The 16496-nt window shown below is 71.0% G+C and carries 14 protein-coding genes; 7 read left to right on the top strand and 7 right to left on the bottom strand.

Translation table 11 applies throughout. The annotated features are described in order from the left end of the window. The first annotated feature begins 74 nt into the window (after positions 1-74). Positions 75-902 carry a VOC family protein gene (locus tag ACFVUT_RS01095; protein ID WP_389642258.1) on the top strand — a complete coding sequence of 276 codons (828 nt, stop codon included), beginning with the start codon at positions 75-77 and terminating at the stop codon, positions 900-902. Positions 903-1092: 190 nt separating this feature from the next. Continuing rightward, positions 1093-1482, top strand: coding sequence for a VOC family protein (locus ACFVUT_RS01090; protein WP_389642256.1), 390 nt, complete (start codon positions 1093-1095; stop codon positions 1480-1482). Positions 1483-1560: 78 nt separating this feature from the next. On the opposite strand, the gene ACFVUT_RS01085 is transcribed toward ACFVUT_RS01090, so the two are convergent. The 6 genes from ACFVUT_RS01085 to ACFVUT_RS01060 form a co-directional block, all read right to left on the bottom strand. Continuing rightward, on the bottom strand, positions 1561-2052 hold the full coding sequence (locus ACFVUT_RS01085; protein WP_389642254.1) for a GNAT family N-acetyltransferase: 492 nt from the start codon (positions 2050-2052) through the stop codon (positions 1561-1563). Between the two features lie 86 nt (positions 2053-2138). Continuing rightward, positions 2139-2543 (bottom strand): DUF1992 domain-containing protein, encoded by a 405-nt coding sequence (locus ACFVUT_RS01080; RefSeq protein ID WP_389642251.1) that lies wholly within the window; start codon positions 2541-2543, stop codon positions 2139-2141. Between the two features lie 131 nt (positions 2544-2674). After that, complete coding sequence (locus ACFVUT_RS01075; RefSeq protein WP_389642249.1) at positions 2675-3472, bottom strand: tyrosine-protein phosphatase; 798 nt, start codon at positions 3470-3472, stop codon at positions 2675-2677. 187 nt (positions 3473-3659) lie between these two features. After that, positions 3660-5627 (bottom strand): ABC transporter permease, encoded by a 1968-nt coding sequence (locus tag ACFVUT_RS01070; RefSeq protein WP_389642246.1) that lies wholly within the window; start codon positions 5625-5627, stop codon positions 3660-3662. Positions 5628-5899: 272 nt separating this feature from the next. Next, the gene (modA, locus tag ACFVUT_RS01065; protein WP_389642243.1) at positions 5900-6700 is read right to left on the bottom strand and encodes a molybdate ABC transporter substrate-binding protein; all 801 of its coding nucleotides are present in this window, start codon (positions 6698-6700) and stop codon (positions 5900-5902) included. A 49-nt stretch (positions 6701-6749) separates the two neighbouring features. Then, a complete protein-coding gene (locus ACFVUT_RS01060; protein ID WP_383074873.1) occupies positions 6750-7145 on the bottom strand; it encodes a molybdopterin-binding protein in 396 nt (131 codons plus the stop codon). A gap of 195 nt (positions 7146-7340) precedes the next feature. Between ACFVUT_RS01060 and mutA the strand changes: the two genes are divergently transcribed. The 5 genes from mutA (at position 7341) to ACFVUT_RS01035 (ending at position 14998) form a co-directional block, all read left to right on the top strand. Continuing rightward, a complete protein-coding gene (gene mutA / locus ACFVUT_RS01055; protein ID WP_389642241.1) occupies positions 7341-9206 on the top strand; it encodes a methylmalonyl-CoA mutase small subunit in 1866 nt (621 codons plus the stop codon). Then, positions 9206-11407: a methylmalonyl-CoA mutase gene (gene scpA, locus ACFVUT_RS01050; protein WP_389642238.1), complete on the top strand. Its 2202-nt coding sequence runs from the start codon at positions 9206-9208 to the stop codon at positions 11405-11407. The genes mutA and scpA overlap by 1 nt, the downstream gene beginning before the upstream one ends. A 12-nt stretch (positions 11408-11419) precedes the next feature. Continuing rightward, positions 11420-12439, top strand: a complete 1020-nt coding sequence (meaB, locus tag ACFVUT_RS01045) for a methylmalonyl Co-A mutase-associated GTPase MeaB (RefSeq protein WP_389642235.1) — start codon at positions 11420-11422, stop codon at positions 12437-12439. Positions 12440-12774: 335 nt separating this feature from the next. Beyond that, positions 12775-13914, top strand: a complete 1140-nt coding sequence (gene rho, locus ACFVUT_RS01040) for a transcription termination factor Rho (protein WP_389642232.1) — start codon at positions 12775-12777, stop codon at positions 13912-13914. 85 nt (positions 13915-13999) lie between these two features. Next, a complete protein-coding gene (locus ACFVUT_RS01035; RefSeq protein ID WP_389642230.1) occupies positions 14000-14998 on the top strand; it encodes an aldo/keto reductase family protein in 999 nt (332 codons plus the stop codon). Between the two features lie 104 nt (positions 14999-15102). Here ACFVUT_RS01035 and ACFVUT_RS01030 read toward each other — a convergent pair whose 3' ends face one another. Continuing rightward, a complete protein-coding gene (locus tag ACFVUT_RS01030; RefSeq protein WP_389642227.1) occupies positions 15103-16464 on the bottom strand; it encodes an NAD(P)/FAD-dependent oxidoreductase in 1362 nt (453 codons plus the stop codon). Positions 16465-16496 lie beyond the last annotated feature (32 nt).

Here is a 16496-nt window from a genome sequence, read left to right as displayed (position 1 = left end):
CCGCGGTGAGGCTGGTGAGGCTCCGACGGCCGCCGCCACGCGCAGGCCGCAGAACCCATGAAGGCAGTAGGACCATGACCGGAAGCCATCCCGGAACGGCGTCGATGCCGGCGCCGCTCACCGGATCCGCAGCGCCCTGCTGGGTCAACCTCATGACCCGGGACCTGGAAGCGGCACAGGCCTTCTACGCCGCCGTGCTGGGCTGGACCTTCCGCCCGGGCATGCTGGGGCAGGGGTTCTCCGTCGCACGCCGGGGGGATGTGCCGGTGGCCGGGATCGGCGAGGTGGCCGCCGCGTATCGGGTGGCCGTGGCCTGGACCCCGTACTTCGCGGTCCCCGACGCCGACGCGGCGGCCTCACGCATCCGTGAGCGCAGCGGCACGGTCGCGGTGGGCCCGATGGCTCTCGGCAAGGGGCGCGGGGCACTGGCGGCGGACCTTGACGGTGCGGTGTTCGGCATCTGGGAGCGGACCGAGCCCGCGACCTCGCCCCCCGCTCCGGACGGCCACTCGCACGCCTGGCTGCGCCTGCACACCAGGAACGCCTTCGACGCGGCGATCTTCTACGGCGGGGTGCTCGACTGGGCGAGCGGGCGCCCCGGGTGCTGCGAGGTCTCCTACGAGACGGACGAGGTCATCGTCGTCTGCGAAGGGCGTCAGCTCGCCCGGATCAGCTCCGGTGCGGTGGAGGCGGCGCCCGATCCGCTGGTCCGCCCGCACTGGCAGGTCCACTTCCCCGTAGCCGATGTGGCGGCCACCGTCGACGTCGCGCGGAAGGCCGGCGGCAGCCTCGTCGAGCAGCGCCGGCTGGAGCGGGGCTACGAGGCGACGCTGCTGGATCCGGACGGCGGGCTCTTCACGGTCACGGATCTCGCGAACCCCACGGCAGCCCCTTCCGGCTGAGCGGACGGCCTCGGCGGCGTACCCCCTCGCGGTCGGCGGTCACTCCCGGCGATCGGGATCTCGCAGGTCGCATCAAGTCTCGACGGGCGGTGGGAGCACGCCTAGGATTTTCAGTACGGCATCGCGCGCCGGTCACCGGCCCGGTGAGGCGTGGAGATGCTGGTGAGATGCCCGATGGAGGCATTCCACAGTGTCAGTCGAGTTGAATCACACCATCGTCCATGCCCGGGACAACCAGAGATCCGCGGAATTCCTGGCGGACATACTCGGTCTCGAAGTCGGTGCGGAATGGGGCCCGTTCGTCCCGGTCGCCACCGCGAACGGCGTCACCCTGGACTTCGCGACCGTTCAGGAAGCGCCGATCGCCACGCAGCACTACGCCTTCCTCGTCTCGGAGGCGGAGTTCGACGCCGCGTACACCCGCATCAAGGACCTCGGAATCACGTACTACGCGGATCCGCATCACAAACACCCGGGCGAGATCAACCACAACGACGGCGGCCGGGGCATCTACTTCCCCGATCCCGCCGGGCACGCCATGGAGATCATCACGCGCCCCTACGGGGGCTCCCCCTCATAGGCACAACGCGACAGACACCACGCGCGAGAGGGTGTGGCCACCATCGCGTCGACTGCGGCCGAACCCTCCCGTGCCGGTTCAGGCGATCGGCAGCATCAGTTCAGGCCGGTCCCACATCACCGCGGGCGGCCGGGCCGCGAGGGTTCCGGTCCGCCGGGCACCCACAGCACGGTAGAAACCCTCGGCGGGCGGATGGGCGACGATGCGGACGTCGGCCAGGCCGGCGCGTCGCGCCTCGTCACGCAAGTGCCCGATGAGCAGCCGGCCGATACCGAGCCCCTGCGCCCCGTCGGCGACGAACATGAGGTCGAGCTCCGCAGGGGCGAGGATCAGCGCGTAGAAGCCCAGGAGGCGGCCGGTGTCGGGCTCGACGGCCGTGAAGACCTGGTGGGTCTCGATGTAGTCGGGCCCCACCCGGTATCCGGCGACCATGGCGGCGTAGCGCCCCTCATAGGCGCGAGAGGTCCTGACCAGCCGGGTGAGCCGCTTGGCGTCCCGTGCGGTCGCCCGCCTGATCTGTACGGTCTCGCCGCGTGCCCCGCCGACGAGTCGCGTAACGCTCGGTTCCATAGACGGAGTATTACGCACCTCACTGCGGCACCTCATTGCGGCACCTCATTGCGGCACCTCACTGCCGGGTCCGCGGACCCGGCGCGCTACGACGGTCCGCGCGCGGCGCGCCACTCCTCGACCACGGCGTCGATGTCGAACGGCTGGAGGTTCAGCAGCGGACCGGGCGGTGGCCGCCTGACGGCCGCCGCGATCTTCTCGTTGACCTCGGCCAGCATGCGCCGCACCTCGGCCTCCGTCCGTGCCCGGGACACGGCGTCGCGAACGTCCTCGGCCTCTTTGCGCAGCGCCAGGGCGGGCGGGAGCATCGACACCCCCTCCCGCTGCATCTTCTGCTTGATCCACCAGGTTTCGTCGTAGGGGGCCGAGAGGCTGTCGAGCGGCTTGCCGAATCCTGGCAACTGCGCGAAGTCGCCGCGCTGTTCGGACTCGTGGATCTGCCGGTCGACCCATGATTCGAAGCTGACACCCGCAGGCTTACGATCGGTCAACGCACACCCCTCCCGGAGGACTCGTCACCCTCTCCTCTCACGATACCCAGGATCGCGGTGCCGGTGTCCGGGGTGCCGGTGCCCGAAGTGCCGGAGTGCCGCTGTCCGGACTGCCGGTGCCGGCACCCAGCTCAGGCTGACACCACGAGCCCGTTGCGCAGCCGCTCCACGGCGGCCTCCGGAACCCTCAGCCCGTCGCGCACATATCCGTCGAGCCCGCCCCACCTCTCGTCCATGGCGTCCAGTGCCATGTCGAGATAGCGGGGGCGGGCCTCGATGACCGCGGACGCGATATCCGGGTCGCCGCCCGCGTCGAGAAACCCCTGGACGTACGGGGCGTAGGCGACCCGTACGACCGGGTTCACCGCGAGGAACTCGGCGCGCACCACGTCCCGTGACGCACCGACGAGCATCAGGAGCAGCGCGGTGGCCCAGCCGGTGCGGTCCTTGCCCGCCGTGCAGTGGAAGAGCACCGGGCGGGCCAGGTCGTCGGCGGCCGTCTCGACGAAGGCCCGGTACGCGGCGGCGGCGCAGGGCGAGAGCACCATCTGCCGGTAGGTCTCGGCGAACATCTCCTCGGCCTTCCCGCTCCCGAGCAGCAGCTCCGCCTCGACCGGGTCGGCGAGCAGCGCGCGCAGCCGGGCGGGTGCGACGCCCGGGTTGTCACCGAGCACATCGGCGACGAAGAGCCGCGCACCGGGCGGCAGCCGGTCGGGGGCCATCGCCCGCTCGTCGGCGGTGCGCAGATCGACGACGGTGCGGACGCCGAGCGAGGTCACGGCCGCGTCCCGTGCCACGTCCAGTTCGTTGAGCTGGCCGGAGCGCAGCACGGCGCCCGGACGGAAGCGACGGCCGGGCCCCAGAGCGATGCCGCCCAGGTCGCGCAGATTGATGACGGAGGATGCCGGGACGGCCCTGGCGGTGTGCACGATGAACTTCCCCTTTTCCCGACACGTGTCCGAATAGGTGCGATCCGACCGAAGTAGCATGATCTGACCGGATCCAACGTCGCACGCGGTCGGGGGAATCGACAACGTAAAACGCCGGAGGACATCGATCGGCGACGCCGGAGGAGACGCGGTCGAGGCGTTGGGGGCCGGCCCCCAACGGATGCCGTCACAGGGTGACGACGGTGACCTCGGTGGCCTTCACACCGGTCCACACGGCCGTCCCCTCGCTGAGGCCCAGTTCCGCCGCAGCCTCGGGGGTGATCTCGGCGACCAGGTCCGGAGCCTCGTGCGAGACGACCACCACCCGGAGCCGGCTGCCCACGGCTATGAGCTCACGGACCGTGCCGGGCCAGACGTTGCGGGGACTTCCGCCGGGCCTCTCGCGGTGCACGGAGACCGCTTCCGGCGCGATGATCGCGAGAACCGCCGCCCCTTCGTCGGACGAGTCCGCGACGACCAGGCGGCCGCCGTCGGCGAGCGCGAGGCTGCCGTCGGGGGCCACGGTCCCGGGCCAGGCGTTGCGGCCGAGCATCCGGGCGACCCAGGGCGAGCGCGGATGCCGGGTCACCTCGGCGGGTGCCGCGTACTGGAGGGCGCGGCCTTCGTCGAGCACGAGTACCCGGTCGGCCAGCGAAACCGCTTCGACGGGGTCGTGGGTGACGATCAGGCAGACTCCGCCGAACGCGGAGAGATGCCTGCGCAGGGTGTGCCGGACATGGGCCCGGGTGGTCTGGTCGAGGGCGGCGAGCGGCTCGTCGAGCAGCAACAGCCGTGGGCGGGCGGCGAGCGCCCGGGCCAGGGCCACGCGCTGGGCCTGACCGCCGGAGAGCTGGGCGGGCCTGCGGTGGGCGAGATGGCCGACGCCCAGCCGGTCGAGCCACTGCTGCGCCTCGCGGCGGGCGTCGGCCCGGCGGACGCCGTGGGCCCGGAGCCCGTACGCCGTGTTCGTGAGTGCGCTCAGGTGCGGGAAGAGCGCGCCGTTCTGCGGCACCCAGGCGACGTGCCTGCGGTGCGGGGGCAGTGCGGTGACGTCGGTGTCGCCGAGGCGCAGCCGGGCCCGGGAGCGCGGGGTCAGGCCGAGGAGGGCGCGCAGGAGGGTCGTCTTGCCCGCTCCGTTGGGGCCGACGACGGCGATCGTGGTCCCGGGGGCCGCGTCGAGGCTCAGTCGGTTGAAGCCGGTGACCTCGGCGTGCAGCGAGCGGAGTTCCCGCGCAGCCGGAGGGATCCCGTCGCCCGGTCCGGCGGCCGACGGGCCCACTGTGTCCCCGCCGTCCACACCGCCCCCGCCGTCCACGTCGGCTGCGGGTTCGGTGCGGTGCGTGCGCTCGCGCGGTGTCCCGGTCCAGCGCCCGCGCAGAGCCATGAGTACGGCCATGGCGATGGCGAGCAGGAGGAGCGAGACGGAGGTGGCGGCCTCCGGGGATTCCTGGAGCAGCAGATAGACCTGGAGAGGCAGCGTCTGCGTGGTGCCCGGCAGGTTGCCCGCGAAGGTGATGGTCGCGCCGAACTCGCCGAGCGCCCGCGCCCAGGTGAGCGCGGCACCGGCGGCCAGACCGGGGGCGACCATCGGGAGGGTGACGGTGAAGAACACCCGGGCCGGTGAGGCTCCCAGGGAGGCTGCGGTCTCCTCGTACGAGGGCCGCAGGCCGGCCAGTGCTCCTTCGAGACTGATGACGAGGAACGGCATCGCGACGAACGTCGCCGCGACCACCGCGCCCGACGTGTGGAACGGCAGCGTGATCCCGAAGGTGTCCTCAAGCCAGGGGCCGAGCAGACCCCGGCGGCCGAAGCCGAGAAGCAGCGCGACGCCGCCGACGGTCGGCGGCAGCACCATCGGCAGCAGGACGAGCGACCGGACGAGCGCCTTGCCGGGGAAGTCGACCCGGGCCAGCAGCCAGGCCAGGGGCACCCCGAGCAGCAGCGAGAGGCCCAGGGCCCAGAACGAGACGAGCAGGGACAGTCTGAGCGCCTGTGCGACGCCCTGACTGGTCAGGTGGGCGCCCAGGTCGCTCCACGAGGTACGGACCAGGATGCCGATCAGCGGCACCAGGAGGAACGCGACGGCGAGCAGCGCGGGGAGCGCCAGGGCGACGGGCGTGCGCGTGCCGGGCACCCGGCTGCGGAGGGCTCTCATCGAAGGTTCCCGTGATCGGTCGGTACGTGCGGAACTGGTTCGGCCGCGCGCTGCTGCCCCGGTCTCCCCCGGTCCGGGGCAGCAGCGCGCGGGATGCCGGTGGGCATCCTTCGTCCGGGTCGGGCCGAGACGGCGAGCGGGGTCCGGAGCCCGGCGTCGCGAGGAGCGGCGGGGAGCCGACGCGCCGTGTCGGCTCCCGGTGGCCCCGCGGCGGGGCACGCCGCCGGCCCTCCGCGCGAACCCGGCCCGGTCCGGACCCGGACGAAGGAGCCTCAGGGCTGCTGGAAGCCTGCGGCCTGAAGGATCTTCTGCGCCTCGGGGGTGCTCAGCCACTTCACGAACGCGGTGGCGGCCTCGGCGTTCTTGGACTGTCGCAGCGTGGCCGCCGGGTAGGAGGCGACGGCGTTCTGCGCGTCGGGGATGTCCACGGCATCGACCTTGTCGGTGGCCGTGGCGGCGTCGGTCTTGTAGACGATGCCCGCGTCGGCCTCGCCCAGTTCGACCTTGCTCAGGACGGCTCGGACGTTGGGCTCCTGGGAGACTGCCTTGACCGTGAGCTTCTGCGCGTCGAGGACCTGCTTGCTGTAGCGGCCGACCGGAACCTCGGGGGCGGCCAGGACCACCTTGAGGTCGGGGTTCGTGAGGTCCTTCAGGCTCGCGATCTTCTCCGGGTTGCCTTCCCCGGTGGCGATGACGAGACGGTTCTTGGCGATGACGGTGGGCGTACCGGTGTCGGACTTCAGCCCGTCCATCGTCTTGGTGTCCGCCGTGACCAGGGCGTCGGCGGGGGCGCCCTGCTTCACCTGCGCGGCGAGTTCCTGGGATCCGGCGAAGGAGAACGTCACCTTCGTGCCCGGGTGTTCCTTCTCGTACGCGGCACCGGCGGTCTTGAACACATCGGTGAGCGAGGCCGCGGCCAGCACGGTCAGCTTGGCCCCATCGGCGGAGGAGGCCGTGGACTTTCCGGCGGAGTCCTTCGGCTTGTCGTCGCCGCCGCAGGCGGCGAGCGGGAACAGGAGTGCGGCGGTCACGATCGCGGCAGCGGTGCGGCGCGTGGTGAGGGTGTTCGTCATGGTGCCGTGGGCTCCTTGGAATTGAGGGGCGTCGGAGGGTGAGGGGCGGTCAGACGCGGTCGATGTGCACGTTGGTGGACTTCACCCGAGCGGTCGCCTGCATGCCGACCTCCAGGCCGAGTTCCTCGACGGCCTCCCGGGTGAGCAGCGACACCAGCCGGTGGGGGCCGGCCTGGATCTCGACCTGGGCCGCGACATCACCGAGCTTCACCCCGGTGACGATGCCCGGGAAGGCGTTGCGGGCCGACGTGTACGAGGTCTCGTCCTCGCCTCCGCCGCCCTGGCCGATCTCGATGGAGAACGCGGCCAGATCACGGCCGTCGATGAGCCTGCGGCCGCCTTCGTCGCGGTGGGTCGCGACCCTTCCGGCGTCCGCCCAGCGACGCGCGGTGTCCGGGCTGACTCCCAGCAGGCGCGCCGCCTGCCCGATTGTGTAGGACTGCATGTGCGACAAGATATTCGGATTTCCACCGCAGCTGCAATCCATTCGGCCCAGTCAAGGAGCACATGCCAGGCCCGGGGAAGGCGGCACCAGAACCCCGTTCCGGAACCGTGCGTGAAGAAGCAAGTGCGCTCGGAGAGGGCAAGGTCACAAGCGAAGTCCCTGCTGCTTGTCGGGGACCTGCCCTAGAGTCTGGGCATGACGGTCCTGCCTGCCGACGGGCTTTCGTTGGCCGCCGAGTTCCCTCACCCCTCCCACGAGCAGTGGCAGAGCCTCGTCGAAGGCGTGCTGCGCAAGTCGGGCAAGGACGTTGCGGGTCCGGCCGCCGAGGAAGCGCTGTCCACCACGATCGAGGACGGGCTCCTCACCCGCCCCCTCTACACCTCTCGCGACAGCGCACCCGATGCCGGATATCCGGGATTCGCCCCCTTCACCCGCGGCAGCAAGGCCGAGGGCAACGCGGCGGGTGGCTGGGACGTACGGCAGCGGCACGCCCTGTCGGATCCCGCGCGCCTCAACGAGGCAGTGCTCGCCGACCTGGAGAACGGGGTCACGTCGCTGTGGCTGACGGTGGGGGGTGCCGGCGGTGTCGCAGTGTCCGCCCTGGCGGCATCCCTGGACGGCGTCCATCTCGATCTGGCTCCGCTGGTGCTGGACGCCGGCAGCGAATTCGACGCCGCGGCAACGGAGTTGCTGCGTCTCTACGCGACGCGGGGCGCCGATGCGCGGGCGGCACGCGGCAACCTCGGCGCCGATCCTCTCGGGCAGGCCGCCCGCGGCGGCACCGAGGCCGACTTCACCGCGGCGGTCGGCTGGGCCCGGCGATGTGCGCGTGAGTTTCCCGGACTGCGGGCCCTGACCGTCGACGCGCTGCCGTACCACGAGGCGGGCGGCTCGGCCGCCCAGGAGCTGGGCGCCTCGCTGGCGACCGGCGTCGCCTATCTGCGGGCGCTGACCGGGGCCGGCCTCTCGGTCGAAGAAGCCTGCGCACAGCTGGAGTTCCGGTATGCGGCGACAGCCGATCAGTTCCTGACCATCGCCAAGCTGCGGGCAGCCCGGCGGCTCTGGGCCCGGGTGGCCGAGGTGTGCGGGGCCGCCGACGCCGGGGCGCAGCAGCAGCACGCGGTGACATCCTCGGTGATGATGACGCGGCGCGATCCCTGGGTGAACATGCTGCGGACGACACTGGCCTGTCTGGGCGCGGGTGTCGGCGGGGCCGACTCCGTCACCGTGCTGCCGTTCGATCACGCCCTGGGCCTGCCGGACGCGTTCGCCCGGCGCATCGCCCGCAACACGTCGACGATCCTGCTGGAGGAGTCGCATCTGGCCCGGGTGATCGACCCTGCGGGCGGTTCCTGGTACGTGGAGCGGCTCACCGCCGAACTCGCCGACTCCGCCTGGGAGTTCTTCCAGGAGATCGAGCGGGCGGGCGGGCAGGCCACGGCCCTGCGCTCGGGAATGGTCGGCGAGCGTCTCGCGGCCACCTGGGCGGCGCGGACGAAGAACCTGGCGCGTCGCAAGGAGCCGGTCACCGGCGTCAGCGAGTTCCCGCAGCTGGCGGAGCAGCCGGTGGAGCGCGCGGCGGCCCCCGCGGAGGAGTCCGCCACGGTATCGGGCGGTCTGCCCAGGGTCCGTCGTGACGAGGCGTTCGAAGTGCTGCGTGCCCGGTCGGACGCCCATCTCGCGGTCACCGGGCAGCGGCCCCGGGTGTTCCTCGCCGCGCTCGGCCCGGCCACGGCCCACACCGCGCGGGCGTCGTTCGCCTCGAACCTGTTCCAGGCGGGCGGGATCGAGCCGGTCCACGACCCGGTCTCGGTGGACGCGGCAACGGCCGCCGACGCGTTCCGGGCGAGCGGGGCCCGCGTGGCGTGCCTCTGCTCCAGCGACACGCTCTACGCCGAGCAGGCCGGTGCGGTCGCCGAAGCACTGGGGACGGCCGGCGCCGAGCGGGTGTTCCTCGCGGGCCGGCCCGGCGAGTACACCGGTGTCGACGAGTACGTCTTCGCGGGCTGCGACGTGGTGGCCGTCCTCTCCTCCGTTCTCGACCGTATGGGTGTGGCGTGATGGGTATCCCTGACTTCTCCGACATCGATCTCGGTCCGGGCGGCGCCGCCGAGGTGACCGAGGACCAGTGGCACGCCCGCGTGAAGGAGTCCTCCGGGACGTCCGACGGCGATCTGCTGTGGGACACCCCGGAAGGCATCGCGGTCAAGCCGCTGTACACGGGGCGTGACCTGGAGGGGCTCGACTTCCTCGACACGTACCCGGGCGTGGCCCCCTATCTGCGGGGCCCGTATCCGACGATGTACGTCAACCAGCCCTGGACGATCCGGCAGTACGCCGGGTTCTCCACCGCCGAGGAGTCCAACGCCTTCTACCGCCGCAACCTCGCGGCCGGGCAGAAGGGCCTCTCCGTCGCCTTCGACCTGCCGACCCACCGCGGCTACGACAGCGACCATCCGCGGGTGACCGGCGACGTCGGTATGGCGGGCGTGGCGATCGATTCGATCTACGACATGCGTCAGCTCTTCGACGGCATCCCGCTGGACAGGATGTCGGTGTCGATGACGATGAACGGCGCGGTGCTGCCCGTACTGGCGCTGTACATCGTGGCCGCCGAGGAACAGGGCGTCGCGCCCGAGAAGCTGGCCGGGACCATTCAGAACGACATTCTGAAGGAGTTCATGGTCCGCAATACCTACATCTACCCTCCGAAGCCCTCGATGCGGATCATCTCCGACATCTTCGCGTACACCTCGCAGAAGATGCCGCGCTACAACTCGATCTCCATCTCCGGCTACCACATCCAGGAGGCGGGCGCGACAGCCGACCTGGAGCTGGCGTACACCCTCGCGGACGGTGTGGAGTATCTGCGGGCCGGACGGGACGCCGGTCTCGACGTGGACGCGTTCGCACCGCGACTTTCGTTCTTCTGGGCGATCGGCATGAACTTCTTCATGGAGATCGCGAAATTGAGGGCGGCCCGGCTGCTCTGGGCCAAGCTGGTCAAGGAGTTCGAGCCGAAGAACGCCAAGTCGCTTTCGCTGCGCACTCATTCACAGACGTCGGGGTGGTCGCTGACCGCGCAGGACGTGTTCAACAACGTCACCCGGACCTGCGTGGAGGCGATGGCCGCCACCCAGGGGCACACCCAGTCGCTGCACACCAACGCGCTCGACGAGGCCCTCGCGCTGCCGACGGACTTCTCGGCGCGGATCGCCCGGAACACCCAACTGCTGCTCCAGCAGGAGTCGGGCACCGGCCGGGTCATCGACCCGTGGGGCGGCAGCGCATACGTGGAGCGGCTGACGTACGACCTGGCGCGCCGGGCCTGGAAGCACATCGAGGAGGTCGAGGCGGCGGGCGGCATGGCGCAGGCCATCGACGCGGGCATCCCGAAGCTCCGCGTTGAGGAGGCCGCGGCGCGCACCCAGGCGCGCATCGACTCCGGGCGCCAGCCGGTCATCGGCGTCAACAAGTACCGGGTGGAGAGCGACGAGCAGATCGATGTGCTCAAGGTCGACAACTCCTCGGTGCGCACCCAGCAGATCGAGAAGCTGCGCCGGCTGCGTGCGGAGCGCGACGAGGAGGCGTGCCGGGCGGCGCTGCGGGCGCTGACTGCGGCGGCGGAGCGGGCCCCCGGTCCCGGTCTCGAAGGCAATCTGCTGGCGCTGGCCGTCGACGCGGCCCGCGCGATGGCCACCGTCGGCGAGATCTCGGACGCCTTGGAGAAGGTGTACGGCAGGCATGCGGGCCAGATCCGTACGATCTCCGGTGTGTACCGCAACGAGGCAGGTGAGTCCCCTTCCGTGGACAGGACCCGGGCACTGGTGGACCGGTTCGAGGAGGCCGAGGGGCGCCGTCCGCGCATCCTGGTCGCCAAGATGGGCCAGGACGGTCATGACCGCGGCCAGAAGGTGATCTCGACGGCCTTCGCCGACCTCGGCTTCGACGTCGACGTGGGCCCGCTGTTCCAGACCCCGGCCGAGGTGGCACGACAGGCGGTGGAGGCGGACGTGCACATCGTGGGCGTCTCCTCGCTGGCCGCCGGGCATCTCACGCTCGTACCGGCACTCCGCGAGGAGCTGGCCGCCGAGGGCCGCGACGACATCATGATCGTGGTGGGCGGGGTGATCCCGCCGCAGGACATCGAAGCGCTGCACGAGGCGGGGGCGACGGCGGTGTTCCCGCCCGGCACCGTGATTCCGGACGCCGCACACGACCTGGTGACGCGCCTCGGTGCCGCGCTCGGCCACGAACTGTGAGCCGCTGACCCGATGCCTCCGAAGATCGACATCGACAGTTATGCGAAGGGGGTGCTCGACGGGAAGCGTGCGTTCATCGCGCGCGCGATCACTCTCGTCGAGTCCGTCCGCCCCGATCACCGGTCGCTGGCCCAGCAGCTGCTGCGTGAGCTGCTGCCGCACTCCGGGCACGCCCGGCGCATCGGCATCAGCGGCGTGCCGGGGGTCGGGAAGTCCACCTTCATCGACGCGCTCGGCACCATGCTCACCGGGCTCGGTCACCGGGTCGCGGTGCTGGCCGTCGATCCCTCCTCCAGCCGTACCGGCGGCTCCATCCTGGGCGACAAGACCAGGATGGAACGCCTCGCGGTGGATCCCGCGGCGTTCGTGCGCCCCTCCCCCACCGCGGGAACGCTCGGCGGAGTGGCGAAGGCGACCCGCGAGTCCATCGTGGTGATGGAGGCCGCCGGATACGACGTGGTGCTGGTGGAGACGGTCGGCGTCGGCCAGTCGGAGACGGCGGTGGCCAATATGGTCGACACGTTTCTGCTGCTGACTCTGGCCCGTACCGGCGATCAGCTCCAGGGCATCAAGAAGGGCGTCCTGGAGCTGGCGGACGCCATCGCGGTCAACAAGGCGGACGGTCCGCACGAGCGCGACGCCCGCGCGGCCGCACGCGAACTGGCGGGCGCACTGCGGCTGATGCACCCGGTGGACGCGGCCTGGACGCCTCCGGTCCTGACCTGCAGCGCCCGGGAGTCGGCCGGTCTCGACACCCTGTGGGAACGGCTGGAGCAGCACCGCGCGCTGCTCGACTCGACCGGCCGGCTCGCGGCGAAGCGGCGTGACCAGCAGGTCGACTGGACGTGGACGATGGTGCGGGACGAGCTGCTGGAGAGTCTGCGCAGCCATCCGGAGGTGCGCTCCATCGCCCCGGATCTCGAACAGCGCGTGCGGGACGGCGCGTTGACGGCCACGCTGGCGGCCGAGCAGATCCTGGGCACGTTCCGGGGCACGCTCCCGGCAGCGGAGGACAACGCCCCCACGGGCTGACGAGGACCGGTCCGAGGACCGGTCCGGGGACCGGTCCGGGGACCGGCTTCGGAGATCGATCCGGTGCCCGCGCCCCGCAGCCCGGGTGCGCCGTGGTACGGTGCAGTTGGTACGTGTGTACGCCTCGGTTTGAGGCGCCGGTGCCGATTCACCTTTACAAGCCCCAGCGTCCGTCCTTCTCGGACCGACGATCCGGCTTTCCCGCACCATTTCATCCCGTTCGGTTCGGGCCTTCCCCGTCCGGGCTTTCCCGCCCGTCGTCCGGGGCGTGATCTCTTCCGCCCCCATACCGTCCGGGCCCCTTCATTCGCCATGTCCGCGAAAGGACCACCCGCATGACCAGCCTCCTCGAACACCCCGTTGTCCAGCAGGAATCGCCCACCGAGGCCGTCGGTGTGCTTGACATCACACACCAGGGGCACGGTGCGCTGCGCGTCCGTGACGGCCGCCCCTCCCCGGCCGATGTACAGGTCTCGGCCACCCTGATCCGCCGCCACGGGCTGCGCAAGGGAGATCTCGTCGAGGGCTCCTGCGACCGGCCCCGCGTCCTGTCCGGCGTCGTACGGATCAACGGCCGCTCGCCGCAGGCCCTGCGCGGTCGGCCCCACTTCCGGGACCTCACCCCGCTCCACCCCCGGCACCGGCTGCGTCTGGAGACACCGTCCGGCAGTCCGGCGATGCGCCTTGTCGATCTGGTCTCCCCCATCGGCAAGGGGCAGCGCGGGCTCATCGTCGCGCCGCCCAGGACCGGCAAGACCGTGCTGCTGCAACAGGTCGCGGCAGCCGTCGCCGCCAACCACCCCGAGTGCCGTCTGATGGTGGTACTGGTCGACGAACGTCCTGAGGAGGTCACGGACATGCGCCGGTCCGTGCGGGGCGAGGTGCTGGCCTCGACGTTCGACCGGCCGGCGAAGGAGCACGTCGCGCTCGCCGAACTCGCGATCGAACGCGCCAAGCGCATGGTCGAAGAGGGCCAGGACGTCGTGATCCTGCTGGACTCCCTCACCCGGCTGTGCCGCGCCCACAACAACGCGTCGGCCGCGGGCGGACGCACGCTCAGCGGCGGTGTCGACGCGAGCGCCCTGCTCGGCCCCAAGCAGCTCTTCGGTGCGGCACGGCTCACGGAGGAGGGCGGCTCGCTCACCATCCTGGCCACCGCGCTGGTGGAGACCGGCTCCCGCGCCGACGACTACTTCTTCGAAGAACTGAAAGGCACCGGCAACATGGAACTCCGGCTCGACCGCTCCCTGGCGGACCGGCGCATCCACCCCGCCGTGAACATCCAGGCGTCCGGCACCCGGCGGGATGAACTGCTGGTACCGGCAGGCGAGTTCCGGGCGGTGCGGGGGCTGCGGCGCGCGCTGCACTCCCGGGATCCGCAGACTGCGCTGGAAACGCTGCTGGACAGGATCCGGCACACTCCGGACAACGCGGCCTTCCTCCGTACGATCCACCGCACCGTTCCGGACGCCTGAGCCTGTCCGGGAGGGACGGGGCGTCGCAATACCATGGACCGTTCTCGAATGATCCGCCCCTCACCAGCACAGGGAGTGCAGGCCCATGGAATTCCGCCGACTCGGCCGCAGCGGTCTGACCATCAGTGAGATCGCCTACGGGAATTGGCTCACCCACGGTTCGCAGGTGGAGGAGGACGCGGCGGCGGCCTGTATCCGCGCCGCCCTCGACGCCGGGATCACCACCTTCGACACGGCGGACGTCTATGCCGAGACGCGGGCCGAAGCCGTCCTGGGCCGGGCGCTCAAGAACGAGCGCCGCGAAGGACTTGAGGTGTTCACCAAGGTCTACTTCCCGACCGGTCCCGGCCAGAACGACCGGGGGCTCGGCCGCAAGCACATCATGGAGTCCATCGACAACTCACTGCGCCGCCTGCAGACCGATTACGTGGACCTGTACCAGGCACACCGCTACGACCACTCGACGCCACTGGAAGAGACCATGGAGGCGTTCGCCGACGTCGTCCGCTCCGGCAAGGCCCTCTACATCGGCGTTTCGGAGTGGACGGCCGACCAGCTCCGCGCCGCCCATGGACTGGCCCGCGAACTGCGGGTACCGCTGATCTCCAACCAGCCGCAGTACTCGGCCCTGTGGCGCGTCATCGAGAGCGAAGTGGTGCCCGCGTCCGAGGAGCTGGGCATCGGTCAGATCGTCTGGTCCCCGATCGCTCAGGGTGCTCTCACGGGCAAGTACAAGCCGGGTGCGCCGCTCCCGGCCGGCTCCCGGGCGACCGACGAGAAGGGCGGCGCGTCCATGGTCGCCGGCTGGCTGCGCGACGAGGTGCTGGAGCGCGTCCAGCGGCTGCGGCCGCTCGCCGACCAGGCCGGTCTGAGCCTTGCCCAGCTCGCGGTCGCCTGGGTACTGCAGAATTCCAATGTCTCCGCCGCGATCATCGGTGCCTCCCGGCCCGAGCAGGTGACGGAGAACGTCGCGGCGGCGGGGGTGACACTCGACGCGGAACTGCTGAAGAGCGTCGACGACATCCTGGACCCCGTGGTGGAGCGGAACCCGGGGCTGACGGCCGGGCACGAGAACAACAGCTGATCCGCCGGGCTCGCGCGTGCGGTACGGGGTCGGCCGGTCCGGCGGACCCCGTCCCGTCCTCGGGCGCGCGGGACGGCGCGTCACCGGCACCGACAGGTACGAGGTCAGGTGCCGGTGTGCAGGGAGGCGGTGTGTTCGCGGACCTGCGCGGGTGTGAGGTAGTAGTCCGTGTACTCGAAGTCGCGCAGCTTGGCCGGCTTGCGGGCCTGGAATCCGGTACGTACGAAATCGTCGCCGGCGATGGCGTTGAGCATCCAGTTCGTCATGACCCGCGCCTTGGCCACATTGGTCCGCAGAGCCGACCAGTGGTAGCCGCGGGCCACGGCCTGCGCGGTGATTCCATGCATTTCGATCCCGAGCGGCTTGGAGACCGCGTCCTTGCCACCGAGGTCCACCACGAGACCGAGATCCTTGTGGACGTACGGCTTCAACGGCTGGTGCCGCAGCGTGGCGATGAGGTTGGCGGCGAGCCTGCGGCCCTGGCGCATGGCGTGCTGCGCGGTGGGCGGGCAGACCGCGCCGCCCCCCTTGCTCAGGTCCGGTACCGCCGCGGCGTCGCCGAGCGCGAAGACGCCGTCGAAGCCGGGCAGCCTCATCTCGGGCGTCACCGCCAGCCGGCCGCGTACGGTCTCCGCGTCGAAGGTGGCGACCAGCGGACTCGCGGTGACTCCGGCGGTCCAGATCAGGGTGCGGCAGGGCAGCACCCGGCCGTCGGTGAAGGTGACCTCCTCCGGTCCGGCTTCCGCGACCGAGACGCCGAGCGACACCTCGATGCCGCGTGCCCGCAGCACCTCCAGGGCGCTTCGGCCGAGCTTGTCCCCCAGTTCGGGCATCAGCTTCGGAGCGATGTCGATCAGATGCCACTTGATCAGTCTCGGGTCGAGCCGTGGGTAGTGCCGCACCGCGTTGGTGGTGAGGCGCTGGAGGCAGGCAGCCGTCTCGGTGCCCGCGTATCCGCCGCCGACCACCACGAACTGCAGGCGCGAGGCCCGTTCGTGCTCGTCGTGACTGGCGTCCGCGAGATCGAGCTGGGCGATCACGTGATCGCGCACGTAGGCCGCCTCGGCGAGCGTCTTCATGCCGCGGGCGTTGTCGAGCAGGCCGGGGATGTCGAAGGTACGGGTGACGCTCCCGGGACTGAGCACGATGTAGTCGTAGGGCTCGTAGACGACCTCGTCGGTGATCTTGCGAATGACGCAGACCTTCGCCTTCGGATCCACTCCGATGGCCCCGCCCGGGATGATCCTCGTGCGGTGCCTGCGACTGCGGCGCAGCGACACCGCGACGGACTGCGGGGTGAGCACACCTGCCGCGACCTGTGGCAGCAGGGGCAGATAGAGCTGGTACGAGAACGGGGCGACAAGCACGATCTGCGCCTCGCCCGGCCTCAGTCCGCGTTCCAGACGCCGGACGCACTCCACCCCGGCGAATCCGGCACCGACAACGAGAATCCTGGGTCGTGCCACAGTGTGTGTCCCTTCTCGGGCCTGCGCGGTCG

This window comes from Streptomyces sp. NPDC058051, assembly GCF_042885475.1.
Taxonomy (GTDB): domain Bacteria; phylum Actinomycetota; class Actinomycetes; order Streptomycetales; family Streptomycetaceae; genus Streptomyces.
This window is presented reverse-complemented; position numbering and strand designations above follow the sequence as displayed.